This window comes from Arthrobacter sp. YA7-1, from assembly GCF_025960325.1.
GTDB lineage: Bacteria > Actinomycetota > Actinomycetes > Actinomycetales > Micrococcaceae > Arthrobacter > Arthrobacter bambusae_A.
In genome coordinates this window covers 818,222-843,861 of the sequence record NZ_CP110114.1, presented here as the reverse complement: position 1 = coordinate 843,861, position 25,640 = coordinate 818,222, and the positions used below count along the sequence as shown (strand labels likewise).

Annotated in this window: 28 protein-coding genes; 6 read left to right on the top strand and 22 right to left on the bottom strand. The window is 65.1% G+C overall.

What is annotated here, in order from left to right; genetic code table 11:
• The 17 genes from OIT41_RS04025 to OIT41_RS03945 form a co-directional block, all read right to left on the bottom strand.
• On the bottom strand, positions 1-990 hold the full coding sequence (locus OIT41_RS04025) for a hypothetical protein (RefSeq protein ID WP_241708130.1): 990 nt from the start codon (positions 988-990) through the stop codon (positions 1-3).
• Positions 968-3,016, bottom strand: a complete 2,049-nt coding sequence (locus tag OIT41_RS04020; RefSeq protein ID WP_241708129.1) for a flagellar biosynthesis protein FlhA — start codon at positions 3,014-3,016, stop codon at positions 968-970. Before OIT41_RS04020 ends, OIT41_RS04025 begins: the two co-directional genes overlap by 23 nt.
• Positions 3,017-3,095: 79 nt before the next feature.
• Positions 3,096-4,199: a flagellar biosynthesis protein FlhB gene (locus tag OIT41_RS04015; protein ID WP_241708128.1), complete on the bottom strand. Its 1,104-nt coding sequence runs from the start codon at positions 4,197-4,199 to the stop codon at positions 3,096-3,098.
• The gene (locus tag OIT41_RS04010) at positions 4,199-4,957 is read right to left on the bottom strand and encodes a flagellar biosynthetic protein FliR (protein ID WP_241708127.1); all 759 of its coding nucleotides are present in this window, start codon (positions 4,955-4,957) and stop codon (positions 4,199-4,201) included. Before OIT41_RS04010 ends, OIT41_RS04015 begins: the two co-directional genes overlap by 1 nt.
• Position 4,958: 1 nt before the next feature.
• The gene (fliQ, locus tag OIT41_RS04005) at positions 4,959-5,234 is read right to left on the bottom strand and encodes a flagellar biosynthesis protein FliQ (protein WP_078106307.1); all 276 of its coding nucleotides are present in this window, start codon (positions 5,232-5,234) and stop codon (positions 4,959-4,961) included.
• Positions 5,234-6,061 carry a flagellar type III secretion system pore protein FliP gene (gene fliP, locus OIT41_RS04000; protein ID WP_372489638.1) on the bottom strand — a complete coding sequence of 276 codons (828 nt, stop codon included), beginning with the start codon at positions 6,059-6,061 and terminating at the stop codon, positions 5,234-5,236. The genes fliQ and fliP overlap by 1 nt, the downstream gene beginning before the upstream one ends.
• Positions 6,062-6,105: 44 nt before the next feature.
• Positions 6,106-6,615, bottom strand: a complete 510-nt coding sequence (fliO, locus tag OIT41_RS03995; protein ID WP_078106308.1) for a flagellar biosynthetic protein FliO — start codon at positions 6,613-6,615, stop codon at positions 6,106-6,108.
• The gene (gene fliN / locus OIT41_RS03990) at positions 6,616-7,356 is read right to left on the bottom strand and encodes a flagellar motor switch protein FliN (protein ID WP_241708126.1); all 741 of its coding nucleotides are present in this window, start codon (positions 7,354-7,356) and stop codon (positions 6,616-6,618) included.
• Positions 7,353-8,249, bottom strand: coding sequence for a flagellar motor switch protein FliM (locus OIT41_RS03985; RefSeq protein ID WP_078106310.1), 897 nt, complete (start codon positions 8,247-8,249; stop codon positions 7,353-7,355). The genes fliN and OIT41_RS03985 overlap by 4 nt, the downstream gene beginning before the upstream one ends.
• 99 nt (positions 8,250-8,348) lie before the next feature.
• Positions 8,349-8,759, bottom strand: a complete 411-nt coding sequence (locus tag OIT41_RS03980; protein WP_078106415.1) for a VOC family protein — start codon at positions 8,757-8,759, stop codon at positions 8,349-8,351.
• A 65-nt stretch (positions 8,760-8,824) separates the two neighbouring features.
• The gene (modA, locus tag OIT41_RS03975) at positions 8,825-9,637 is read right to left on the bottom strand and encodes a molybdate ABC transporter substrate-binding protein (protein ID WP_241708125.1); all 813 of its coding nucleotides are present in this window, start codon (positions 9,635-9,637) and stop codon (positions 8,825-8,827) included.
• Positions 9,634-10,044 carry a TOBE domain-containing protein gene (locus OIT41_RS03970; protein ID WP_264637460.1) on the bottom strand — a complete coding sequence of 137 codons (411 nt, stop codon included), beginning with the start codon at positions 10,042-10,044 and terminating at the stop codon, positions 9,634-9,636. The genes modA and OIT41_RS03970 overlap by 4 nt, the downstream gene beginning before the upstream one ends.
• Before the next feature lie 189 nt (positions 10,045-10,233).
• Positions 10,234-10,674: a helix-turn-helix transcriptional regulator gene (locus OIT41_RS03965; RefSeq protein WP_241708123.1), complete on the bottom strand. Its 441-nt coding sequence runs from the start codon at positions 10,672-10,674 to the stop codon at positions 10,234-10,236.
• Between the two features lie 82 nt (positions 10,675-10,756).
• On the bottom strand, positions 10,757-11,554 hold the full coding sequence (locus tag OIT41_RS03960; RefSeq protein WP_078106314.1) for a flagellar motor protein MotB: 798 nt from the start codon (positions 11,552-11,554) through the stop codon (positions 10,757-10,759).
• Positions 11,551-12,378, bottom strand: a complete 828-nt coding sequence (locus OIT41_RS03955) for a motility protein A (protein WP_241708122.1) — start codon at positions 12,376-12,378, stop codon at positions 11,551-11,553. The genes OIT41_RS03960 and OIT41_RS03955 overlap by 4 nt, the downstream gene beginning before the upstream one ends.
• Positions 12,379-12,381: 3 nt before the next feature.
• A complete protein-coding gene (locus OIT41_RS03950; RefSeq protein WP_241708121.1) occupies positions 12,382-12,636 on the bottom strand; it encodes a flagellar FlbD family protein in 255 nt (84 codons plus the stop codon).
• Positions 12,637-12,725: 89 nt separating this feature from the next.
• Positions 12,726-13,475 carry an ABC transporter permease gene (locus tag OIT41_RS03945; protein WP_264637459.1) on the bottom strand — a complete coding sequence of 250 codons (750 nt, stop codon included), beginning with the start codon at positions 13,473-13,475 and terminating at the stop codon, positions 12,726-12,728.
• A gap of 217 nt (positions 13,476-13,692) precedes the next feature.
• On the opposite strand from OIT41_RS03945, the gene OIT41_RS03940 reads away from it, so the two are divergent.
• The 5 genes from OIT41_RS03940 to OIT41_RS03920 all read left to right on the top strand — a co-directional run bounded on the left by OIT41_RS03940 (position 13,693) and on the right by OIT41_RS03920 (position 19,250).
• Positions 13,693-14,763: an iron ABC transporter substrate-binding protein gene (locus OIT41_RS03940; RefSeq protein ID WP_264637458.1), complete on the top strand. Its 1,071-nt coding sequence runs from the start codon at positions 13,693-13,695 to the stop codon at positions 14,761-14,763.
• A 4-nt stretch (positions 14,764-14,767) separates the two neighbouring features.
• Positions 14,768-16,378, top strand: a complete 1,611-nt coding sequence (locus OIT41_RS03935; protein ID WP_241708118.1) for an ABC transporter permease — start codon at positions 14,768-14,770, stop codon at positions 16,376-16,378.
• A 47-nt stretch (positions 16,379-16,425) separates the two neighbouring features.
• Complete coding sequence (locus OIT41_RS03930) at positions 16,426-17,529, top strand: ABC transporter ATP-binding protein (protein WP_241708117.1); 1,104 nt, start codon at positions 16,426-16,428, stop codon at positions 17,527-17,529.
• Between the two features lie 191 nt (positions 17,530-17,720).
• Positions 17,721-18,635, top strand: coding sequence for a patatin-like phospholipase family protein (locus OIT41_RS03925; RefSeq protein WP_264637457.1), 915 nt, complete (start codon positions 17,721-17,723; stop codon positions 18,633-18,635).
• A 42-nt stretch (positions 18,636-18,677) separates the two neighbouring features.
• Positions 18,678-19,250 (top strand): MOSC domain-containing protein, encoded by a 573-nt coding sequence (locus tag OIT41_RS03920; protein ID WP_264637456.1) that lies wholly within the window; start codon positions 18,678-18,680, stop codon positions 19,248-19,250.
• On the opposite strand, the gene OIT41_RS03915 is transcribed toward OIT41_RS03920, so the two are convergent.
• Positions 19,247-20,527, bottom strand: a complete 1,281-nt coding sequence (locus OIT41_RS03915; RefSeq protein ID WP_264637928.1) for an MFS transporter — start codon at positions 20,525-20,527, stop codon at positions 19,247-19,249. The two genes, OIT41_RS03920 and OIT41_RS03915, sit on opposite strands and share 4 nt — an antisense overlap.
• 240 nt (positions 20,528-20,767) lie before the next feature.
• Between OIT41_RS03915 and OIT41_RS03910 the strand changes: the two genes are divergently transcribed.
• Positions 20,768-22,303 (top strand): HNH endonuclease, encoded by a 1,536-nt coding sequence (locus OIT41_RS03910; protein ID WP_264637455.1) that lies wholly within the window; start codon positions 20,768-20,770, stop codon positions 22,301-22,303.
• Positions 22,304-22,308: 5 nt separating this feature from the next.
• Here OIT41_RS03910 and OIT41_RS03905 read toward each other — a convergent pair whose 3' ends face one another.
• The 4 genes from OIT41_RS03905 to OIT41_RS03890 are packed head-to-tail and all read right to left on the bottom strand — an operon-like array spanning position 22,309 to position 25,490.
• Positions 22,309-23,340, bottom strand: a complete 1,032-nt coding sequence (locus OIT41_RS03905; RefSeq protein ID WP_264637454.1) for a sensor histidine kinase — start codon at positions 23,338-23,340, stop codon at positions 22,309-22,311.
• Between the two features lie 11 nt (positions 23,341-23,351).
• Complete coding sequence (locus OIT41_RS03900; protein ID WP_264637453.1) at positions 23,352-24,026, bottom strand: response regulator transcription factor; 675 nt, start codon at positions 24,024-24,026, stop codon at positions 23,352-23,354.
• A gap of 5 nt (positions 24,027-24,031) precedes the next feature.
• Positions 24,032-24,685, bottom strand: coding sequence for a DedA family protein (locus OIT41_RS03895; protein WP_078106327.1), 654 nt, complete (start codon positions 24,683-24,685; stop codon positions 24,032-24,034).
• 10 nt (positions 24,686-24,695) lie between these two features.
• Entirely contained in the window at positions 24,696-25,490 is a 795-nt protein-coding gene (locus tag OIT41_RS03890) for a phosphatase PAP2 family protein (protein ID WP_241708111.1), read from the bottom strand.
• Positions 25,491-25,640: the final 150 nt, after the last annotated feature.

Sequence of the window (25,640 nt, the reverse complement as noted above, 5' to 3'; positions counted from 1 at the left end):
TCAATCTACCTTTCCGAGCACCGCAACGCGGGCGGGCTTGCCGTCCACCCACCCGATGGGTAGGCCGAGTCCGTTGACCGTCTCGGGACTTCCGGTCTCCGACGCGCCGAAAACGGCAAGCGCGTCGACACGGACGCGCTCGGCGGCCAGGGCTGCGGAGAGCGCCCGCACCCAGGATGCCGTGTCTTCAGCCTTCCGCCCGGCGTCGACAACCAGCCACAACTGGTCTGCCGCGAGGGTGGCGATGTCCGCCGCACGCGTCACGGCTTCGCCTTGCCTGCCGAGCCCGTAGGCGACCAGCACGGTTTGGTCGGTGACGACCGCTTGGGCACGGGCCGCCGTCGCGCCCTGGCGCCCCGTCACATGGAGGTGCCCGAAAGCGGTCAGGGCTCCGGCCGTCCGGACGTCGAAGCCGCCCCCAGCGATGGACAATTCCAGTGCTGTCCCCAAGGCGTCGTCGCCGAGGCCAAGCAGGATGACGAGGTTGCCGCTGCCGGCCAATGGCACCGGCACGGCGGCCGGAGGGGCCGCTGGAACGGCGTGCCCGACGACGGCGTGCGGCAACGCGGTCAGCGCGCCTTGCGTTGGTGCTCCGGACGCCGGCGCCCGGAATTCGTTCCCCAGTTGCTCCAATATCCCGGCGAAATCCGGGGAAGCAGTAGAGACGACTGCCTCCGGCCGGTGCATGTCCATCTCGACCGCGTCGGCCTGCTCCAGGAGCGCGGCGATCGCGGGCCCCTGCAACGCGTGCGCCTCCCAACTGACTCGCAGTTGTTGTCGTTCTGGGCCCTCAGAACGACAACTATTGCCAGCTAGTTGGGATGGAACCTCGATGGTGGCCTCGTAGCGATTGGCTGCGAAGAGTCCGGCGATCCCCGGGTTGGTGACTTTCTCGGCTGAGACGATCCGCGCGCCAGGCCCGTATTGCTGCTCGGCCTTCACCCGGATGTCGTCCAGGGATGTGCCCTTAAGCTTGTATTGCTTCGGCATTGCGCACCACCCCCACGGTCTCGATCTGGATGTTCGCGGACGTTACTTCACGGTAGGACAACACGGGAACGCCGCCGTCGGGAGCTGCCACGAGGCGCCGGACCGCCGGCCGCAGCGCCGGAGCGCACACCAGAACGGCCTGCCGTCCGGCATTCGCCGCGGTCTCCACCGAAGCCTGCACGGAGGCCAGGACGGCGTCCAGTCGAGCCTGGCTCATGACAATCTGGGTACCGCCTTCGGCCGGGCGCATGTCTTCGAGCATGGACTGTTCCAGGAGCGGATCGATCATGATCACATTGAGCATCGCGCCGTCCAGGAACTTGGCTGCGAGCGCGGGACCGAGGGATTGCCGGGCGGTTTCGATCAAGGCCTCGGGCTCGGTGGAAACCTTGGCGCGCAAGGCAAGGGCCTCGTAAATGCGGGGAAGATCGTTGATGGGGACCTGTTCTTCGAGAAGGCCCTGCAGCACGCGCTGCACCTCGGCGAGGGACATCAGCCCGGGAATGAGTTCCTCGACGGCGGCCGGGCTCTGCTTGCGCACGCCTTCCGTCAGCACCCGGACGTCTTCGCGGGTGAGGAGCCTCGCGGCGTTGGCGGAAACAATCGATGACAAGTGGGTCACCAGCACGGACACCCGGTCGATCACGGTTGCCCCGGTCATTTCCGCACTGTGGCGCATCTCGGTCGGAATCCATTTTCCGGCCAGCCCGAAGACCGGTTCCACCGTGGAGGCACCGGGCAGAGCGTCAAGGTAATCGCCGAGGGCAAGCAACTTGCCCGACGGCGCCGTGCCGCGTCCGGCTTCCACTCCGGCGATGCGGATGGCATAGGTGGCCGGTGGCAGCTCGACGTTGTCCCGCGTGCGGACGGGCGGAATCACGATCCCCAACTCCATGGCGATCTTGTGGCGGAGGGAGCGGACGCGGGCCAGGAGGTCGTCCGAGGCACCGGAAACCATGTCAACAAGGTCCGGAGCCAGCAGGATCTCGACGGGGTGGATGCGCATGTCCTGCATGAGCCGCTCGTTGGGATCTTCCTCGGAGCTCAGGGTGGCTGCTTCCTGCGCGTCCTCCGCCTCGCTCTGCTTTTTTTGCCGGGCCGCCAGGCGCCTGGAACCGAACAACAGGAAGGTGCCCACCAGCAGGAAGGGAATGATGGGCATGCCGGGGATGAGCGCCATGGCGACGGCGGCCAGTCCCGCGATGAGCAAGGCGTTGGGCGACTGCATGAGCTGCGAGGAGGCCGTCCGGCCCATGTCCTCCTCGGCATTCGACCGGGTGACGATCATGCCCGTGGACACGGCCATGAGGAGGGCCGGGATCTGTGTGACGAGACCGTCGCCCATAGTCAGCAGGCCATAGGAGTTCAGCGCATCGCCCACGTTCATGCCGCGCTGCAGCACGCCGATGGCAATGCCGCCAACGAAGTTGATGATGATAATGATGATGCCGGCGATCGCATCGCCCTTGACGAACTTCGAGGCACCGTCCATGGCGCCGTAGAAGTCGGCCTCGGCGGAAACCTCGGCGCGGCGCTTGCGGGCCTGGACATCGGTGATGAGGCCGGCGTTGAGGTCCGCGTCGATGGCCATCTGCTTGCCGGGCATGGCGTCCAGGGTGAACCTTGCCCCCACTTCGGCGACGCGTTCGGCACCCTTGGTGACCACCACGAATTGGATGACCACCAGGATGAGGAACACCACGGCGCCGATGATCATGGAGCCGCCCACGGTGACCTTGCCGAAAGCGTCGATCACTTGGCCGGCGAACCCTTGTCCCAGCACCAGCCGGGTGGACGCCACGTTGAGCCCCAACCGGAACAGCGTGGCCACGAGCAGCAAGGACGGGAAGACGGAAAAGTCCAGGGGCTTCTTGACGAACATGCTGGTGAGCAGGACCAGGAGGGCCAGCATGATGTTGCAGACGATCAGGAAGTCCAGCAGCGGCGCGGGCACGGGAACCACCAGGAGCAGCACGATGCCCACGATTCCCACCGGCACGGTGAGCCTGGCGAATCTGTTGTTCATTGCGGTGTCCTGTCCGGGATGGTGTGGTTGTTGGGTGCGGTTCGGGGGCTCCGGTCAATGCGGTGGCCAATACGCGGGCTCATGCCGGGGCTCCGGCCATGGTTCCAGCCGCTCCCGGCACACGATGGATTCCGCGTGCCGCTCCCCTCGCCTTGAGCGACATGACAAACGCCAGGACTCCCGCCACGGCGCGGTACAGCTCCACAGGGATTTCCTGGCCCAGTTCGCACGCCGAATGCAGTGCCCTGGCCAGCGGAATGTCTTGGACCATCGGGACCGACTTCGCCTCCGCTTCTTCCCTGATCCGGGCAGCGATCACACCGGCCCCCTTGGCCACCACGCGCGGTGCCGCCTTGCCGGCGTCGTACTTCAGCGCCACGGCGACGTGCGTCGGGTTGACGATCACGACGTCGGCGTCTGCGATCGCGCCGATCATGCGGTTCCGGCTCATGCTCAATTGCCGCGAGCGGCGCTGGGACTTGATGAGCGGATCGCCGTCGCTGTTTTTGTTTTCGTCCTTGATTTCCTTTTTGGACATGCGCGTCTTCTTGCGGTTGCGGCGCATGACCACGAAGATGTCCGCGGCGGCCAGGACCAGGCCCGCCAGCACCGCGAACTGGATCAACGAACCAATGCCTCCGGTCGCTGCCGCAAGGATGCCGGACACCGGCAGTCCCCCGGCGGTGAGCAGCACCGGGACGAGCCCCTGCACCACCGTGTAGAGGACAAGCCCGACGACGGCGGTCTTCAGGAGCGCTTTCAGGCCGCCCCACAGGGCCTGCGCGCCGAAGACCCGCTTGAGGCCGCTGACAAGGTTGAAGTGCTCAAATTCAACGCGGAATTTCTTGAAGTGGATGCCGCCCTGGACGGCGGATCCGGCCACCACGATCACCATGACCACCACGAACAAAGGCCCCAGCACCTGGGCCAAGGAGCCGAACCCGGCTTCGAGCGCCGCCACCGCTTTGGCCGGTTCGGGGTTCGCGATCACGGCGCGGACGGTGAACAGTTGGTCCGCGGCAACGTTGGAGGCACGCTCGATGGTGGAGGGGATCATGGCCGCCGCGGAGCCGACGGCGAGCCAGGCGGTGAGGTCCTGCGAGCGGGAAAGCTGCCCTTTGGACCGGACCTCCCGCATCCGTTTGTCGGTGGCTTGCTCGGTTTTCTCCTGTGAATCCGACATCAGCCCACCCCCATCAGGGTGTTCGCCGCCTGCTCGGCGAGCATGGCAACGAGCCGGGGCAGCGCCAGGAACAGGAATCCTGCGAGCCCGAGGGTGATGAACACCTTGAGCGGGAAGCCCAGGGCGAAGGCATTCAGGGCGGGCGCAACACGGGTGAGGAGCCCGAGCCCGATGTCGGCGAGTACCAGCACCACCAACAAGGGCCCGGCGATTTGAACCGCGGCAAGGAACATCCCCGTGACAGCCGAAATCATCGCTTGGACAGGCTGTGCCATGTCCAGTCCACCGGCCAGCGGCAACGCCGTGAAACTGCCGGTCAGGCCGCCGATCACCAGCTGGTAGCCGTCCGAAGCGAAAAGGAGTGCCAGTGCGGCCATCTGCATGAGCCGGGTGAATTGGGCGCCGTTGATCATCATCTGGGGATCGAAGCCCTGGGCCATCTGGAAGCCGCTGAAGAGGTCAATCAGGCTGCCGGCCGATTGGATGGCCGCGAAGACGAGCAGGACGAGGAAGCCGAGGACCACGCCGGTCACGAGTTCAAGCACCACGGCCGTGATGAAGCCCGCGGTGTCCTTGGAGGTGTAGCCAACGGAGAGGCGTTGGGAGACGGCCAGCCCTAAACCGATGCCGAGCATCCCTTTGATGCGCAGTGGAATTGCCTGGTGCGAGAAGGGAGGGGCCACCACCAGGAAGGCCGTCATCCGGACGGAGGCCAACAACAGGACCTCAAGCCAGGACTGGTTGAAGGGAAGATCCACTTCACGCTCCGCCGATCAGCCCGGGTATCCGGGCAAAGAGCTCGTTCGTGAAGGAAACAGCCTCGGTGATCATCCAGTGCCCGCACACCACCAAGGCCACGGCCACGGCGACTGCCTTGGGCACGAAGGAGAGGGTGGCTTCCTGGAGCTGGGTGATGGACTGCAGGAGGGAAATGGCGAGGCCCACCACCAGCGCGGTGACCAAGGCGGGTGCGGCCAGCTTGGCCGCAAGAATCAGGGCCTGGAGGCAAATGTCCAGGACTGCGTTGGTATCCATCAGCCGCTCGAATAACTCTGGATCAGCGCGGTGATCACCAGTCCCCAGCCGTCCACCAGGATGAACAACAGGATCTTGAAGGGAAGGGAGATCATGACCGGCGGGAGCATCATCATGCCCATGGACATCAGGGCGGCCGAGACCACCAGGTCGATCACCAGGAACGGGATGAAAATGACGAAGCCGATGATGAATGCCGCCCGGAGTTCGGAGATCATGAACGCGGGGATGAGGGTCTGCAAAGGAACCGATTGCGGGTTGGCCGGGTTATCCAGCTTGGCGGCCCGGGTCATGAGGGCAATGTCTTCCTGCCGGGTGTGGGCCACCATGAAGTGCTGGAGTGGCGCGGATCCGGCCGAAACGGCTCCGTTGAAATCCAGCGTGCCGTTCAGGTAGGGCTGGATGCCGACGTTGTTGATCTCCGAAATCACGGGCCACATCACGAACAGGGAAAGGAAGAGCGCCAGCCCGGCCAGCACTTGGTTGGGCGGGATGGACGGGAGGGACAAGGCGTTGCGGGTCATGGCCAGCACCACGAAGATCTTGGTGAACGAGGTCATCATGAGCAGCAGGGCAGGAGCTACGGAGAGCAGCGTGATCCCGATCAGCGTCACTACCGCGGTGGATGGCTTTCCGTCCAGCCCATTGATGTTGATGCTGACGTTGCCGTTGGATGGTTGGGCAGGTGCCGTGGGAGCTGCGGGCGCCGTGGGTGGCGTGGGGCTGACCGGTGCCGCATGTCCACTTGCCGTGCCCAGCCACAGGAACAGGGCCGTCAGCACGAGGACACAGAGCACCGCTGGCAGCGTCCTGCGCACAGCCAGCAACTTCCTGCCGGTGCGGTGGGCATCGGCAGGCCCCAGAGTCGCGATCAATTCCGGCGTCCCCTGATGGCCTCGGCGGCCTGCCGCCAAGTGGAACCGGCAAGGATGGATCCGTGCATGGGCTGTGCTTTGTCGAGCCCGCTGCGCCGGTGGATCTCGCTGCGGCGGGTGTGTCCGGCAGCTTGGAGTCCACTGCCTTGGGATGACGTTTGGGGCCCGTTGTCCGGAAGCGACGTTCCTCCGGCGTCACGGAAGATATCGGCGAAGCTCTCGGGTGCCGTCGCGACTTCAGGAAGTTCCACGGGGACGTCACCACTGTGCAGGACGTTGATGGCGTGTTCGGTGACGCCCAAAAGGAATCGCTTGTCACCGGCGTCGACCACCACAACGGAGGCCTTTTGGCCGACAGTCTGCCGGCTGACCACCGTCAGGGTGGTGTTGGCCCGGCGTCGTCCCTTGGCCTTTCCTTTGAGCAGGCGGCGCTGCAGGACCCATATGAGCCCGAGCACCGCACCCAGGGCCACGAGCACGCGCAGCCCGAGGATGACGGAATCCATCTAGTAGATTCCCTCGGCGACGTCCAGGATGCGGGTGATGCGCACTGCGTAGTCCTGGTCCACGACGACGACCTCACCGTGCGCGATCAGGCGCCCGTTGAGGAGGACATCGGCGGGCGCACCGGCCGAGCGGTCCAGTTCGATCACCTTGCCCGGTTCCAGGGCGAGGGCGTCGCGCACGGACATGCGGGTGCGGCCGATTTCCACGGTGAGGGCCATTTCGACGTTGCTGATCAATCCGAGGCGGGACGAAACCGCCGCGGGTTGAATGCTTCGCGCGGCGGCAGCGTCCTGCACGGTCCCGTGTTCGCGGACCCGGACGGCGAACCAGCCAAACGCCTGCCCGCCGTCCATCGCTTGCCGCTGGCGCAGTTCAAAAACAGCGGTCTCGGGGTCGGACAGCAGCCCGGCGGCGTCTTCCTCGCGCAACTCCCCCAGCACGCCGGCGTCGAACGCGTCGGCCGCGTGTTCCATCGCGGGACGCAGGACGTCGATGGCCGACACGACGGCGGAGTGCCCTTGCTGGGTGCCGCCGGCAGCGGCCAGGAAGGAACGGTCCGTGAGGATGAGCGCGAAGTCCGCCGTCACGGCGCCCACGAACGTGGCGGTGACCGCGAGCGGTGCGTATGCCGCTGCGGCGTGGGGCGGGACAATGCCGGCGACGTGCAGCGTGGCAGGAGCCGGCAGCTGCGTGGCCAAACGCTCGGCCGCGGACTCGTGCAGGGTCAGGGTGATGCTCATCGCTGGTTCTCCTCGATTGTGACGATGACGGCGGCTGCACGGGAGCCGTTGCGGGCAGGTGCCGCGGTGGCCAGGCGGGTGCCATTGATGGCGACGTCGAACGGCCGGTTCTCCAGGTGTGGCAGCTGAATGACGTCCCCGACGGCGAGGCCCAGGATCTGCGCCGGCGTCACCGGAGTGGGGCTCAACTGGATGGCTATGTCTACCGGTACCTGGGTGACCTGGGCGCGGACCAGCGCCTCGGCGTCGCGGCTGTGGACGGTGGGGTTCACGTCGCCGAGCCCGGAAAGGAGGACGTCGGCGGGAATCGCGAGACTGGCCGCAGCAAGGCTTTCGCCCACCTTCACGGTGAATGAGGCCACGATCATGAGTTCCGCCGGAGCCGCGGCTTGGGCGAACTGGGAGTTGTACTGGATGACGTCCATGCGCACCGGGGTGGTCAGCAGGGCACCAAGCGAATAGCTCAGGTCCTCCAGCCCGTCTTCCACCATGCGGCTGATGAGGGCCTGCTCGATCTGGGTGAACTTGCGGTCCGGGACTGCCGTTTCGCTGGCCCCGCCCAGCATGCGGGTGACCCAGGACAAGGCCGCGGTGGCGGGAAACTGCATGACCAGCCGCGACTCGCTGCCGTCGATGCGGCACAGCACCATCGAGGTGACGGAAGGGAGGGACGCGGCGTATTCGTCGTAGCTCTGCATGATGAGCTGTTCAAGGGTCGCGGTGGACTTCACGCGGACCTTGGCCGTGAGCTGTGTTCCCCACTGGCGGGCGAACGTCTCGAACGCGACTTCCAGGACGCGGCTGTGCTGGCGAGGCAAGGTGGTGGGCCTGCGGAAGTCATAGACGTCCACGGTGCGCTGCCGTACCGCCGATTGATCTTCCTGTTCACTCACGGTTGCCACTATCGGCAAGGAAAGTGCAGGCGTAAGTGACGAGTTTTCGGGCGGCTGGTGGGTGTGGCCCGGGGCCGCACCCACCAGCGCGGGCGCAGCCTATGCGGCCGGGGCCTGGGAAATCCTCACCATGTTGCCCGAAGGATCGCGGAAGGCGCAGTCGCGGGGACCCCATGGCTGGTCGATTGGCTCCTGCATGACCTCAGCGCCGGAAGCCCTGACCTTCTCGAAGAGCGTGTCGACGTCGTCGGAACGGAAGACGATCGGCCCCAGGACGCCCTTGGTGAGCAGCTCCTGGAGGGAGTCGCCGTCGGCCTTGGACCGGCCCGCGTGCGGTTCGGAAAGCACGATTTCAACACCCGGCTGGTCCGTGCTGCCGAGCGTCACCCAACGGAATCCGCCTTGTGCCACGTCGTTGAGCACCTCGAGGCCGAGGGCATCCCGATAGAAGGTGAGTGCTTCGTCGGGATCGTTGACAGTGATGTGTGAGTACTGCAGTGAAATAGTCATGGCAACGACGCTAGTCCGCTGCGCCCGCACGCGCTTCTCGAATCCTGCTCGCTTCCCGCGGGAGGCTACGGAGTCCCGAAGCCGGCGTCGCCGAGAACCTTCTTGCCTTCGCTTCCCGTCACCAATGCGATGAATGCCGCGGCCAGGTCCTTGTTCTTGCTGGTGCCCACGGTGCCGATCGGGTACGTGTTGACGGCCTTGTCCGCCTCGGGGAAGGTGATGCCCTTGACTTTGTCCCCGGCGCCCTTGACGTCGGTGACGTAGACGAGTCCGGCGTCGGCCTCGCCGGAGGCCACCTTGCCCAGGACGTCAGTCACGGATGACTCTTCACTGACGGGCTTCAAGGTTGTACCGGTGGCCTTTTCGATGGTTTGCGCCGCGGAGCCGCACGGCACTTGGCTGGCGCAAACGACTACCTTGACGCCCGGCTTGGCCAGATCCGCGAAGGAACTGATCGACGCCGGGTTCGACGGCGGGACGGCGATGGTCAGGACGTTGGTGGCGAAGTTCTTGGCCGTTCCGTCGAGCAGCTTGGCGTCGGAGAGCTTGGCCATGTTCTTGGTGTCGGCCGAGGCAAAGACATCCGCCGGAGCGCCTTGGGTGATCTGCGTGACGAGATCAGATGACCCCGCGAAACTCAGCGCCACTTTGGTACCCGGGTTCGCTGCCTCGAATTCGCTCGCCAGCTTGGTGAATGTTGCCTTCAGCGAGGCAGCCGCGTAGACCGTCACCGTGCCCGAAAGCCTAGGCGTCGCGCTGGCGCTGTCGGATCCGCTGCTGACGGTGCTGGCGGGACTTCCTGAACCGCAGCCGGCCAGGCTGGCCGCGAGGGCGCCGGCAACGAGCAATGCGGCGAAGGGCTTGCGGGTGATCCTCATATGGCGCTCTTTCCTTGGGGTGTTTCGATCATGACTGTGGTGGCCTTGACCACGGCTGTGGCGACCGAGCCGAGTTCGAGTCCGAGCTCCCGGACGGCCTCGCTGCTCATGAGGGATACGACACGGAAGGGACCGCATTGCAGTTCCACTTGTGCCATGACCGTGTCGGCCGTGATGCCGGTGACCAGTCCGACGAAGCGGTTGCGTGCAGAGCGGCCCACCCTGGTGGGATCCTCGGGCAGCTGCGCCTGGTCCCGCGCGAGGTGGGCAAGTTCCAGCCCGTCCACGGCCAGCCGCCCGGAATCATCCTTGACCGGGGTCAGGATGCCGTTCTCGGTCCAGCGCCGGACGGTATCGTCACTGACGCCCAGGAAACGAGCTGCTTCAGATACTCGAATATTTGGCATGGCATCAGAATAATCCTCAAATGCGGTAATGACGGCATATATCTTCCGCAAATCAAATGTGACCGTTTTCCCGCGGTGATCCCGCGGTGATGCTGTCCCGCCCGGCAAGCGTCCAGGACGCAGCAGAGGTCCCGCCCTGTCAGGACGGAACCTCTGGCGTATATCGGCCGGCTACGGCGTATCAAGCAGTCAGTCGGCGGCAACCGCAAGCGCTTCGCGGCTCTTGCTGGCTTCGTTCCGGCTGGGCCGCGTGCGTATCTTCGCCACGCACGCGGGCATGGCGGCCACGGCCAGGTGTTCGCGGGCGCGGTACGTGCTGGGCGGCACCCCCACAAGTTCGGTGAACCGCGAGCTGAAAGAGCCAAGTGACGTACAACCGACCTCCATGCACGCGTCGGTCACGCTCATTCCGCCGCGCAGCAGTGCCATCGCGCGCTCGATGCGGCGGGTCATCAGGTAGTTGTAAGGGGTCTCGCCATAAGCGGCCCGGAACTGCCGGGAGAAGTGTGCCGGTGACATGAACGCATGGCTGGCCATGGTGGGTACGTCGAGGGGTTTGGCGTACTCGCGGTCGATCAGGTCACGGGCCTTTCGCAAGTACGTGAGCCGGGCGATGTCTTCCGGGGTCATGCCACGAGCGTACCTCGGCACGCCGACCACTTCCATGGTGCGCGACGCCGCTCGGTCACCGACCGCTCATGGCACACGGCCGCTACTGGCCACCGGCCCTCGCCTTGAGCGCCTCGGGGATCAGTGCGCGGACCACTTCGGGCTTGTCCGAGAGGACGACGACGTCGACCCTGCGGTTGAGTTCCATGAGCGCCTCGGTGGAATCGTCGTTGACCTGCCGGGCGGATCCGTACGCGACTGCGCCGATGTGCCCTGCCGAAATGCCCCCGTGGTCGACGAGGTACCTGAGGACGTTGACGGAACGCGCGGACGAAAGCTCCCACGTGGAGGGGTACGAGGTGACCCCGTTGGCTGCATGGCCTTCCACCATGATTTCGAGGGCCGCCTTGGCCATGGTCGGGGCAATCATGCCAAGAACCTGGCTCGCGCGGGGCGTGAGGTCCGGCCGGTCGGGTTCGAAGAAGGTCTGCGATCCTACGAGTTTCACGGTGAGCCCGCGTTCGTTGATCTGGAACTGCACATTGGCGCCCAGCCCCGCGGCGTCGAGCTTGGACTTCATGTCGTCGCGCAAAGCGGTGAGCCGGGCCGCTTCCTTCAGCGCGAGGTCCAAGTTGGAGAATCCCTGGGCGTCGGCGCTGGTGTATTCCGGCGGAACGACGGTCCCGGTGGCGGTGTCCACCTTCTGGCTGACCACCGTGCCGAATCCCGTGGCCAGCGAGTTGCGGAGCTTGTCGAATTTGGCCTGGTCCACGGTGGACATTGCGAAGAGCACGATGAACATGCACATGAGCACGGTGACCATGTCCATGTAGGACGCCATCCAGCGTTCGTCGACGTGCTCTTCGGCGGGAGGTGAGCCGCGGCGGCGTCGGGACCTCATGCGGCCTTGGACGAAGCGAATTTGCCGGGGCGCGTTTCGTCGTCGTCGCCCTTGCTTGCTGTTTTCGCGTTGCCGAGCCGGTCCGGGGGAACCATGGCGCGGAGCCGTTCGGCGAGGAGGAGGGGCTGGGTCCCGTTCTGCACCGCCAGCATGCCCTCCATCAGGAGGGTCATGCGTTCGATTTCCAGCTCGGAAAGTCGCTTGAGCCTCGAGCTGAAAGGCAGCCAGATGAAGTTCGCCGACAACAAACCCCACAGGGTTGCCACGAAAGCGGAGGCGATCATCGGCCCCAGATGATCGGGCGAGGAAAGGTTCTCAAGGACGTGGGTCAGCGATACCACGGTGCCGATAATGCCGATGGTCGGCGCGTAGCCCCCCAGGCTGGCGAAGAATTTGGCGGAGACGTGGTCGCTGCGCATCTTGGAGTCGATCTCGTCTTCCATGAGGATGCGCAGCTCTTCGGCATCCGTGCCGTCGGCGATGTTCTGCAGTGCACGGGCCAGAAAGGGATCTTTCTCCTCCGTGGCCGCCTCTTCGAGGGAGAGGAGACCCTCGCTGCGCGCCTTCTCGGCGAAGCCGATCAGTTGGTCGATGCTGTCCTGGGGCTTGTCCGTCTTTCCCTTGAACGCCTTGGGGAGGTCCTTGAACGCCCGGACGGTATCGCGGAACGTGTTCCCGGCCAGTCCCACGGCCAAGGTGGCCCCGAAAACCAGGACCATGGGCGCGGGAAGCAGGAGGGCCATGAGGTTGGCGTCTTCGAGGGTCACCATGGCGACCACCGAACCGAAGGCCAGGAACAGGCCGATTATTGTCGAGGGATCCATGGCTTACCTTCCGTCCGTGTCCGGGGTGCGCACGAGGCTCAGCGGATAGCCCGTCACGATGGGGAGATCCTGTGCCCGCCGAAGAATATAGGCCCGGTAGTTCGCAATCAGGTCCACGACCTCCGAGAGGCTTTCCCGCACGACATACGTGGCGCCGTCGAGCGTCACCAGATGGGTGTCCGGGCTTTCGTGGATCCGTTCAATGATGTCCGGATTCACGGCAAAGCGGGTGCCGTTCAGGCGGGTGACAACGATCATGGGCCGTTTCTGCTTTAGGTAGGGAGGCGCTGTGAGGAGGGCGGTTCAGTCCCTACTGTCGGCCGGAGGGAGCCTCCCGTTAGGCAGTGTCAGCGCAACGTCGCTGGGCGCACGCGTACCGGGGCGAGGATTCCGATGATCATGACGGCGGTCACCGAACCTGCCGCCATGATCGCCGCGAGCACCACTATTTGGAAGCGACCGGCCTCAAAGGGAGAAACGCCACCGAAGATGGCCCCGACAAAGGCCCCGGGCAGGGTGACAAGTCCTGTCGTCTTGGTTTGATCGGTTGACGGGATCAGAGCCGAATAGACCGTCCGCCGGGCAAGATCAAGGGTGGCCTGCCTCGGGGTGGCGCCGAGCGCAAGCCACCCCTCAACTTCCTCCCAGTGCTCGTAAACGGATTCCTTGAAGCGCCGGCCGGCCAGGACTGCGATGGTCATGCCGTTGCCGATGACGATCCCGCCAATCGCGAGCGCGTAGCGGGGAGTGAACGCGATGGCTCCCGTCGCGAAAATGACGGCGAGGGTTATTCCGATGCCCGTGGCCATTGAGCCGCTGACAAGGCCCAAATGCGGCAGGCTCCAGCCAATGCGTCGCGTGGCACTTATCGCGGCTACCGCAAACATCACCAGAAGTGCGACGGCCACCCATAGCGGGCTGGTGATCACACCCCCCAAAACAAAGCTGATCGCGGCGAGCTGTATGGCCCCGCGGAGGATGGCTAGTGCAGGCGCGAAAGGGTGCGGGGTCCGGAACACCAAGAGCAGTGCCAACGTGGCCGCCATCAGGATGCCGACGCCGAGGAAGGTCGGCAGGAATTCGGCGAGACCGGGCATGGAGCCAGCTTATCGACTGCCGCAAGGGCACCCGCCCAAGGGGCACATCCACCATCCGCGCATTAGGGCACGTAAATCTTGCGTAATACGTGTGATTCCGGTCACGATGGGGCTTTCTGGATGGAAATTTAGGTATGGCTAACCTAAAGTTTCAAGCTGTGAGCCCGCTTTTACTTCCCCCGGGCTCCCTTGGATTTGCTCGCAGAAAGAAGCCCTCATGAAGATTCGCGCTAACGCGCTGGCCGGCATCGCACTCGCCGCCACTGCAGCCCTCAGCCTGGCCGCGTGCGGCAACGGCACCGCCTCCTCCGCAGCCCCCGAGTCTGCTGCCGCCGACGCTGCTACTTCCACTAAAGTGGCTGGCGAAATCACCGTCTACAACGCCCAGCACGACACGCTGACCAAGGAATGGGTGGACGCGTTCACCAAGCAGACCGGCGTCAAGGTCACGCTCCGCCAGGGTTCCGACTCCGAGCTCTCGAACCAGATCATCCAGGAAGGCGCGGCATCCCCGGCCGACGTCTTCCTCACGGAGAACTCCCCCGCCATGGCCCAGGTTGAGAACGCCGGCCTCTTCGCGGACATCGACAAGGCCACCGTGGACCAGGTCCCGGCCGCATACCGCCCGTCCACCAACAAGTGGACCGGCATCGCGGCCCGCTCCACCGTCCTGGTGTACGACAAGACCAAGATCAGCGACGACAAGCTGCCCAAGTCCATGCTGGACCTGGCCAAGCCGGAGTGGAAGGGCCGGTGGGCCGCTTCGCCGTCCGGGGCTGACTTCCAGGCCATCGTTGCAGCCCTCCTCGAACAAAAGGGCGAGGCAGCCACGACTGAGTGGCTCAAGGGCATGAAGGACAACTTCAAGGCCTACAAGGGCAACAGCACAGCCATGAAGGCAGTCAATGCCGGCGAAGTCGACGCCGCATTGATCTACCACTACTACTACTATGGCGACCAGGCCAAGACCGGCGAGAACTCCAACAAGGTCACCCCGTACTTCTTCAAGAACCAGGATCCGGGCGCATTCCTGTCCGTCTCCGGCGGCGGCGTGCTGAAATCCTCCAAGAACTCGGCGGCTGCCCAGGCCTTCATCAAGTTCGTCACCGGCAAGCAAGGCCAGGAAGTCCTCAAGAACGGCACCTCCTACGAATACGCGATCGCTTCCAACGTGGACTCGAACGCTAAACTCGTTCCCATCAAGGATCTGCAGGCTCCCACCGTCGATCCGGCCAAATTGAACTCCGCAAAGGTCACCGACCTGATGACCAAGGCAGGACTGCTGTAATTCCGTGACCACTGATCTATCGGCTCGCATCTCTCCGGACATCCCGGAAGCTTCGGCGAGCACGACGACGGCGGGCAGGGGCAAGCGCCCCCGCCCGCCTTTCGGCGTTTCCGCAATATCCCTCCTGGCGGTGCTGATCGCACTGTTTTCGCTCATCCCGCTGGGGTACGTCGCTTACATGACGGCCGCGACCGGGTGGGACACCGCCGTCGCGCTCATCGTCCGGCCGCGCGTCGGCGAGTTGCTCCTCAACACCGTCATGCTGGTGGTCTTCACGGTGCCCATATGCCTGGTGTTGGGGGTTGGCGGAGCGTGGCTCGTGGAGCGGACCAGGCTGCGCGGGCATCGCTGGTGGGCCGTTGCCTTGGCAGCCCCGCTGGCCATCCCGGCGTTCGTCAACAGCTATGCGTGGGTGACCGCCGTTCCCTCCCTGGAGGGCATCTGGTCCGGCGTGCTCATCGCCACGCTGTCCTATTTCCCCCTCGTCTACATTCCAGCCGCGGCGACCCTGGGGCGTCTCGACCCCGCGATTGAGCAGTCGGCGGCGTCCCTTGGCTTGGGTCCGTGGGCCATCTTCTTCCGGGTGGTGCTGCCACAACTGCGGATCGCCATGACGGGTGGCGCACTCCTGGTGTCGCTGCACCTGCTGGCCGAATACGGTGCGTTCGCGATGATCCGCTTCGACACCTTCACCACCGCGATCATGACCCAGTTCCAGTCCACGTTCAACGGCACGGCCGGGAACATGTTGGCAAGCGTCCTGGTGTTCTTCTGCCTCATCCTGCTCCTCGCGGAGGTCAGGAGCAGGGGAACCGCACGCTACGCACGCGTCGGTTCCGGCGCCCAGGCCAAGCCGACCAAACTGCCCCTGGGCCTCTACGAACTTCCCTCACAGCTCGGCCTGCTTGCCCTTACGGTGTTGGCCTTCGGATTGCCGATTTTCTTCGTCCTGCGCTGGGTGATAGCTGGAGGCGCCCAGGTCTGGTCGGCCGACGAGTTCCTTCCGGCGCTGCTCCAGACCCTCGCATACGGCACCGTGGGCGCCGCGGCGACAATCGTCGTCGGCTTCCCCATGGCCTATCTGGCCGTGCGGCACCCGAGCTGGTTCACCAAGATGCTGGAACTGTCCAACTACGTCACCAGCTCCCTGCCCGGCATCGTGGTGGGCCTCGCCTTCGTCACGGTGAGCATCCGCATGGTGCCTGGGATCTACCAGACCTCCGGGGTCCTGATTGCCGCCTACGTTCTGTTGTTCCTCCCGCGGGCGCTGGTCAATATCCGCACCGGACTGGCCCAAGCCCCCAAGGAACTCGACGAAGCCGCGCAATCGCTCGGCAAGGCTCCTCTGGTGTCCTTCCTGAAAGTGACGCTCCGCCTCACGGCTCCAGCCGCCGCCGGCGGTGCCGCGCTGGTGTTCCTCGCCATCGTGAACGAACTGACGGCAACGCTGCTGCTGTCCCCCAACGGCACGCATACCCTCGCCACGGAATTCTGGAGCAAGAGCAGCGAGATCGACTATGCGGGCGCGGCACCCTATGCCCTGCTCATGATCTTGTTGTCTGCCCCCATGACGTACCTGCTTTTCCAACAGTCCAAGAAAGTAGCCGGACAGTGACTGAACAATCCCCCTCAAGGCTTCCGTCACCGCGTGTGGCGGCCTCTGTGGCTCCCACTACCAACACGCATCTGGACATCGCCGAGGTCACCAAGAACTTCGGCTCCCAGGCTGTGCTGAAGGGCGTGAACCTCTCCGTGGCCAAGGGCGGAACAACTGCCATCGTCGGACCCTCCGGTTCCGGCAAGACCACCCTGTTGCGCCTGATCGCCGGATTCGAGCACCCGGACACCGGTTCCATCAGCCTCGGTGGAAACAAGGTAGCCGGCGACGGTATTTGGGTACCTGCCCACAAGCGGCACGTCGGCTATGTTGCCCAGGACGGCGCGCTCTTCCCGCACCTGACGGTGGGGCAGAACATCGCGTTCGGACTGGACAGGTCAGCGCTCGACGGCGGCCGCCGCGCCGTCAAGACGCGCGTCCAGGAACTGCTCGACATGGTTTCCCTCGATGCGGACATGGCGAAAAGGCGGCCCCACCAGCTCTCGGGAGGCCAGCAGCAGCGGGTGGCTCTCGCCCGCGCCTTGGCCCGCGAACCGCAATTGATGCTGCTCGACGAACCGTTCTCCGCGCTCGACGCCGGCCTCCGCGTGGCCACCCGGCGTGCCGTGGCCAAGGTCCTGAACGAAGCCGGGGTCACCACCATCCTGGTGACCCACGATCAAGCCGAGGCCCTTTCCTTCGCGGACCAGGTGGCGATCATGCGCGGCGGAAAGCTGGCGCAGATCGGCAATCCGTTCGTTGTGTACACGCGTCCCGCCGACCGGGCCACGGCCGAATTCCTCGGTGATGCGGTCATCCTGGACGCCTGGATGGAAGGCTCCCTCGCCACGTGTTCCCTGGGTGGCATCCCCGTACGCCGTCCCCCCGCGCAGGGCCTGGTGCAATTGATGCTCCGTCCGGAACAGATCCGGATTGCTCCGGATGGTCCCATCCGCGGCGTCGTGGTCGATACCGACTACTTCGGCCCGGAGACCACCGTGCGGATCAAGCTCGCTCCCCGCGTTCCCGCCGAAGGTGCCGCCCGGACCTACCCAGGAGGCGGAGAGGTCATCACCATCCGCCACTGGAACGCGTCCATCACCAGGCCAGGCACGGAACTGAGCCTCCGCGTTGTAGGCGAAGGCGTGGCCTTCCCGATGGAGGACTAGGAAGACAGCACGACGCCGATGGCGCGCCGCCGAGCGCCGTGCTAGCATCGTGGCGATCGTGATCAATCGGCAGGAGGTGAGTCCCATGAACGCAGTATCCGCAATGGGTGCTCCCCTGCAGTCCACGATCTCGCGACCGAAATAGTCGCCACTGGGAGCGCCAAACAGGCAATTCGCGAAAGGCGACTCCCATGAACACAACTTCTTCCATACCTTTGCACTCCCGCGAGCGCGCGCTGGTCCTCGGTGGCGGTGGATCGACAGGCAATGCCTGGCTGATCGGCGTCCTCGCTGGCCTCTTCGAGGCCGGGCTGGATGTGACCGATGCCGATCTGACCATCGGCACGTCGGCCGGATCGACGGCCGCGGCCCAGGTTGCAGGCGCAAGCCCGACTGAACTGTTCGCCAACATCCTTGACGCCGTCCCCCTGCAACGGCCCGCGCCGGTCGGGTCCGGAGCCGGACGCGCATCAGCCAGGCCGGTGGCGAACCACCTTGATCGGATCAACAAGATCATCGCCGATGCCCAGGACGTGGCTGACATGCGTCGGCGACTGGGCGCGGCGGCGCTCGAGATGGATGCGGCGTCGGACGGCGCCTGGTCAACTCAATGGCGCAACACGGTCGCCACGCGGCTGCCCAGCCAGCACTGGCCTGAACGGGCGGTGCTCATCACCGCGGTCGATGCGCGAACCGGTGAGCCGGTCGCATTCGACCGCCATAGTGGGATCGATTTGGTGGACGCAATCGCAGCCAGCTGTTCCAGTGGCCTGCCTTACAAGATTGGAGACAACCTCTACCTCGACGGCGGTTACCGATCCAACGCCGAGAATGCCGATCTGGCAGCCGGATACGAGCGCGTCCTGGTGCTCTCGCCCTTCGGTGGCAGATCACTGCAACCGTTCGAGTGGCGCACGCATCTAGCAACGCAGGTCGACGAACTCCGGGCACGCGGAAGCCGGGTCGAAACGATCTTCCCGGACAGCAACTCCGAGCACATGTTCGGTGCGAATGCCATGGATCTGTCGCTGCGTCCGCCCGCCGCCAAGGCGGGTTACGAGCAAGGCAAAACCCTTGCCGGGCAGCTCACCGTGTTCTGGAGCTGAGCGCCTTGGGTTGCTGACCCGGGAGAGGCATAGCCTTATGGCATGACCGCAAGCTACAGATACGACGTGGAGATCCTGCATCTCCTCGTGTCATCCGGCCACGCCTACTTCGGCCGGGCACGTGATGGTGCCGCCGAGGTGCCCACCACGGATGCCGGGCAGGTCGACGTCGTCAGCGGAAAGGGCATCGTCGGTGACCGGTTCTTCGGCAAGGCCGCGCACATGGATGCCGCAGTCACCCTGATAGCCATCGAGTCGCTCGAAGCGATGGCTGCTGAGCTGGGGGTCGCACCTTTTGATCCGCTCCTCACCCGCCGCAATGTAGTCCTCAGGGGAGCCCACTTGGCTCCCCTGCTGGGCGAGGAGTTCGCGTTGGAATCCGGCGGCAGCGTCGCGCGGTTCCGGGGCGGGCGGCCTGCCCATCCCTGCGCTTGGATGGACCAAGTCCTGGCTCCGGGCGCGCACGCCGCCATGCGCGGGCGCGGCGGCGTGCGCTGCCAACCACTTTCGGATGGCATCCTGCGTCGTGGCCCAGCCGTGTTAATTAGCCCTGTGCCGCTTGATCCCGACAAGGCCGGTACGGCCACGCTCCTCCGGGCTTCACGGCTTCCCTAGCTCAGTTCCTGCCGGGGTTCCGCATCGGAGGCAGCGATCGAGGCGTTGGCCTGATCAGCCAATGAACGCTGCCGACGACTCGCCAGGAGGAATGGCACTGCGATCAACTCGATGACCCCGCTGATCGCCAACGAGGCGGGGTAGCCGTACACATCGGCCGCCCGGCCGAGCAGCGGCTGCACCACCACTCCCCCGCTTGATCCCATGAGTGAGTCGAAGCTCAGCACTGTTGCCCGCTGCTTCGACGGGATCATGTCGTTCACGTAGGCCTGCCGCACCGGTGTGGCCGCCGAGGCGACCATGGCCCAGAACGTCAACAGCGCCAAAGCGACCAAGAAGACACCCGTGGACCCGAGCACCACCAGAATCGATGCGCTGGCCACTCCGCTCAGAATCAACACTGTGGTGCGTTTACGAACCAGGCGCCGGATGCGCGGTGCAATCCACCCGCCCAGTACCTGTGCTCCTGCCACGATGGCCGCAGCCAGGCCCGCAACGGAGTATGCGTGCGGGTCTCCGAAGAGCTGAAGCAGGTACGGCTGCAGGGCATAGAACACGTAGATCCCGACGCCGGCGCTGAACGGGGCTGCCAGCATCACGTAGCGTACGGGAGGATTTTTCAAACCGTTCTCGATCGAGGCGTCGACGACGGCGCGGCTCGCCTTGAGCGGATGGGCAGAATGCTCCGGGGTGAATCCGACGTCGCGCATGAGAAAGAAGGCCACGACGAACATAGCGAGGAGCACCCCGACGCGAATCAGGAACGGCACTCCGAGATTGGTGGCCTGCGCGATCACCCCGCCAGCCACCGAGCCCGCAAGCATGGCAGCACCTGACACCATCTGCCCGCGCCCGAGCACCGTCTCCAGGCCGCCCTCATATCCGGTGAAGCGCAACGCGTCCACGAGCCAAGCCTCCACCGCACCCGAGAAGAAGGTGAAGCCCAGGCCGAGCAGCAGCGACACCACGGCACACCACCAGAACGGCGCCAAAAACTGCCACAGCAGATAGTAAAGGTAGGTGGAACCGGCCAGCGTCACGGTGCCCAGGAGGAACGAAACGCGGCGTCCCCAACCGTCGGCCACCACTCCGGTGGGCACTTCGAACACCACCATTCCTGCCGTGAAGAAGGCGTTCGCCGCGAAGGCCTCGAGGTTGCTGAGCCCCGCATCCAGCAGGAAGAGGGTGTTGATCCCCCAGATGAACGAGGCCGCAAGGGTATTGCCAAGGGTCAACGTGAGAAAGATGCTTTGGATCTTTCGGGCGGCAGGGGTCATCGGGGCGACGTCCCCGCCTTGACGAGGGGCAACCACGTGGCCATTCTCGTCCGCTTCGGCAGCGCGCGCCAGAGCCCGAGGAGGCTGGTCCGCTAGCCGGGCGATACCGCGCCCCATAGGTGCGCCCTGACGGCGGCCCCGCAAGGTCCGTTCTCGAAAAATTCCGTCGAATTCCGGGATTTTCGGCGGGCAGACGATCTTCGAGCTAATAATGTCGTAGGTCCCTGAGAGGCTTTTCTTATGGAGCGGACTCGGGGAACGCAGCTGATGGGATCCGGCGCGCCAGCGGGCTGCGCGGGTCCGGATGCTGCCGTGCCGGGCGTCTGCGTGCGGGAGCTGATCGATGCCGTGAGATCGCTTCGGCCAGCCGCTGCCTTTGAACTTGTGGGCGGCACCGGACCGGACCGCGCCGAACTTATCGACCAGCTGCGTGCCCTGGAGGACTTGAAGTCCGCGGCAGCGGCCGCACAGGCCAGGATCGCCGTCGCGTTCGATGCCGTCCAGCGCAGCGCCGACGCCGCGGCCGGTGTCCCGGCCAACGAACACGGACGCGGCGTCGCAGCCCAGGTGGCTTTGGCCCGGCGGGAATCCCCCGCCAAAGGATCCCGGCTCCTCGGACTCGCGAAAGCGCTGGTCACCGAAATGCCACGCACCCTCGCCGCCCTCGACAGCGGGCAGTTGAACGAATGGCGCGCCACCCTGCTCGTGAAGGAAACAGCCTGCCTGTCCGCCGAAGACCGCTGCGCCGTGGACGACGAACTCGCCCCCGACACCGGCACCTTCGACGGCGCCGGAGACAAAGCCATCCTCGCCGCCGCCCGGGCCGCGGCCTACCGGCGGGACCCCCGCACCGTCACCCAACGCGCCAGCCACGCCGCCACCGAACGCCACGTCAGCCTCCGCCCGGCACCGGACACCATGACCTACCTGACCGCCCTGCTTCCCGTCGCCCACGGCGTGGCCGTGCACGCGGCCCTGTCCCGGCACGCCGACACCCTCCGCAACGCCGGAGAGGACACCCGCACCCGGGGACAGATCATGGCCGACACCCTCGTCGAACGCACCACCGGCACCCCCGCAGGAATCAGCGGCGTCGAAATCCAGCTCGTCATGACCGACCGCACCCTCTTCCAAAGCGACGCCGAACCAGCCCGGCTCCCCGGCTACGGCATCGTCCCCGCCCGCTGGGCCAAGTCACTCCTCAACGGCAGCAGCGGCCATGGAACGTCCGCTCCAGGTCAGACCGAGGACGGCCAAGCAGGTCCCGGCCACAATCACGATTTGAAGCTCTGGCTCCGGCGCCTCTACACCGCACCCGCAACCGGGGAACTGGTCGGCGTCGACTCCCGCGCCCGACTGTACCCGCCCGGGCTGCGGCGCTTCATCCAGGCCCGCGACGACACCTGCCGCACCCCCTACTGCGACGCACCCATCAGACACATCGACCACATCATCCCCTGGCACCACGGCGGCACCACCAGCCTGGCCAACGGGGCAGGACTCTGCGAAGCCTGCAACCACACCAAAGAACTCCCCGGCTGGACAGCACAAACCCGGACAGCAACAACACGCCCCGGGACACGGCACGTCCTCGACATCCGCACCCCCACCGGACACCACTACCGATCAACAGCGCCGCCCCTGCCAGGAAACGGGATACAAGGCACAGACCCGCCCTATACCGCCGCTTCAGATTCCAGGCGCCACCGACGCAAGCTACGGCACCACGCCAAAGCGCTCAAATACGGCCAACCCGCCAAACCGCAGGCCGCGTGAGTAAACTATGCCGGGCCCGGCGCCGTGTCTTTCGGAGAGGCGTCCTTCGCAGCCGTATCTTTCCCAGCAAGCGGCAGCGTGATCTTCATGACCGTTCCCTGTGGCCCGCTGCGTTCAACCTCCACAGCACCGCGGGCTGCCGTGATGATTTCACGGACCAACGCCAAGCCGATTCCGAAGCTGCGCTGCCCAGGTGCGGCCTCAGGACTGTGTGTCCTCACGAAGCGGTCAAAGATGCGGGTCTGGTCCACTCCCTTGATCCCGGCCCCGGAATCCGCGACCGTGACCACCGCACGGTTGCCGAGTACCGCCGTCGTAATTCCTACTTCGCCGCCGGCAGGGGTGTGCGCCAGCGCGTTGTCGGCCAGGGCAAGGAGGGCGCGGCGGAAGCCATTGCCGTCTATGAGCGCGAAAGGGCGGTCCTTTTCCGTCAGGATGACGCGGACGTTTTTCTCCCCCGCGAGTTGTTGCAGGCTTTCGACGACGGCACGCGCCACCTTGGCGAGATCGCTCGGCTCTGCGGGGGCATCCGCGGGCGAGCCTGTCGCCGCGACAAGCAATTCGTTGACGATGCCGGTGAGGGTCGCGGTGTCATTGCGGATGCGAGCGAGTGCTTCCCCGGTTTTGGAGTCCGCGGGGGCATCGCGCTGGGCGAGCTGGACGCGTGCGTCGAGGATGGCGAGGGGTGTGCGCAATTCGTGGCTGGCGTCCTGCACGAACCTTCGTTGCAAGGCCAACGCTTCTCCCAGGGGCCTGATGGCACTCCGAGCGCTGAGCCAGCCGATGGCCCCGGCAAGAAGGATCCCCGCAATCCCGGCAACGATCATGGCCTTCAGGAGGTCCTTGGTGTCCAGATACGCGTAGACGGAGTTGGATTCGCCTGGTCCAGGCAGGGATGGATGCTGTGCTTGGTTGAAGAGGTAGATCGCCGCGGCCGCCAGCAGGCAAAGAACCAAAACCGCACACGCCGCGCTGATACGCACCGCGATCTTGAGCGACGCTTTGCGGAGCGTCGCCTGGTCCGGGTTCTCACTCATGGGAATGGTCCTCAATCATGGGGCTCGCCGATCTGGTATCCGAGGCCGTGGACCGTCCGGACCACCGATTTGGAGATCTTGCGGCGCAAGTGGTGGACGTAGGTGTCGATCACGCCGGGCTGGTCCGTGGGGTGGAACAAGGTGTTGATGAGGTCTTCACGGGTGAAGACACGTTCGGGTTCGCCCGCCAAGGTTTCGAGGAGCCCGGCTTCCTTCGCCGTCAGCGTGACGACAGAACCGTACACGGAGCGCATGGAGCGTGCACCGGCGTCGAGCTCCCAATCCCCTATTTCCAGGGTCTGGGGCGGCTGGGCGTACGTCCTGGTGAGGGCACGCAAGCGCGCGGCAAGTTCCATGGCATCGAACGGCTTGGTCATGTAGTCGTTCGCACCCGCGTCGAGGCCCCGGATCTTCTCATCGGTGGCACCGAGCGCCGTCAGGATGAGGATCGGGGTGGCAATCCCTTTGGCACGAATGGCCTTGATCAGTGCGATGCCGTCCATGACCGGCAGCCCCCGGTCGATGACCATCGCATCCCAACCCTGGGTCAACGCGAGGTGGAGCCCATCGCCCCCATTCACAGCCAAGTGGACAGCGAAGTCCGGCTCCAGGAGTTCGCTGATAAGCGGCCCCAGAGCGGCGTCGTCTTCGACCAGGAGGAGGCACGGCCGCTCAGCTGTTGTCATGCTGTCTATTGTTCCCCGGCGTGCCCGTTTGCGGCCCCCACTTTGACCTTGCGTCGCTTTTTGAGGAACTCGACTCCCCACGGAAGGACTGAGATCAGGACCATGATGACGGCGATCGCATCAATGTTCTTGGCAACGAACTCGTAGTGTCCCAGCCAGGAGCCCAGGAGTGTCACGGAGGTCGCCCAAATGACGGCACCGGCGATGTTCCATAGGGTGAAGGATTTGTAGTTGTAGCGGGCGATGCCTGCACTCAGCGGCGCGAAAGTCCGCACAATGGGGACAAAGCGGGCCAAGACGATCGCCGGGCCGCCACGGCGTTTGAAGAAATCTTCGGCCGTGTCCAGGTGGGCGGTCTTCAGCACGCGTGCGTCGTCCTTGAACCAGCGCCGTCCGAACTTGCGCCCGAGCATGTAGCCGATCTGGTCTCCGGCGATGGCGGCGGCCGATACGACGGCGATCAATACCGGCAATTCAAGCTGCAATTGCTGGTGAAGCAAGCCGGTAGTGAAGAGCAACGAGTCACCGGGCAGGAAGGGGAACAGGAGACCGGACTCGATGAAAACGATCAGCGCCACGACGCCCAGCGCCGCGGGGCCCATGCCCTGGAGGAGGGTGGTGGGATCGAGGAACGCGGGCATGGCGGAAAGTACGTGCATGGGGTCCTCCTCAGGATCCGTGTGCGTTGGTTGCGGTGGCTTCCGACGCGGTTGCCTCCGGGCGGGCTTCAGAACCCGCACCAAACGGCAACCGCGCGAAAACGCGCGGTGAGTACCGGTTCCAAAGCCCGGCCAAGACGATCACTGCGGCGCTGGTGGCCAGGAATGACGCCACAACATCGCTGGGGTAATGGACTCCGATGTAGATCCGGGACCACGCCACTACCACTGCCAGCACGGCACCGGCCCAAGCGGTGATGACTCCCCACCGGGTTCCCCGGACCAGGAAGTACAGGGCGAAGGCGAGCGCTACGGCAAAGGCGGTATGGCCGCTGGGAAAGCTGTTGGAACCCGTCTCCGGAGCCAGGGGGTCGAAAAGAAGCGCGGGGTTGGGCCGGTGGCGGGCAACGATCAGTTTGAATGCCTCGCTGGCAACCCAGCCCGAACATGCGAAGAGCACAAACATGACCGCACGCACGAAGGACTTGCGGACCAGGAGAAGGTAAAAGCCGATCACCAGGACAATGCAAGCTCCCGCTGCGGGGGCGAAAAGGAAATTCAGTGCCATGGCCACGGTGGTCAGTGCACCCACGTGATGGCGGCTGAGTTCCTGGTCCACACCGAATTCACTGGTGGTCAGGCCCGCAACAGACTGAACGCTGAAGCCAATGGCCAGTACTGCCGCGGCCAGGACAATGCCCCACAGAAGCCAGTACCTGGGCTGGGGAAGCAGCGGCACACTGTGACGGACGACGGCGGAAGGGCGGCCTTCCGTGGAAGTGTTGTGCTTGGGGTGTGATCGCATGGTGTCTCCGGTTCGGGGGTGACGGCCGTGGTGCGGCCTGCTTCCACTCTGGCGCCCAGCACTTAAGAAGCTCTTAAGAACTCCTTGTCACCGCCTTTCCCCTTGACCCGCACGTGGCTGGGCCGCAGAGTTTAGGAACCGACTGTCCGC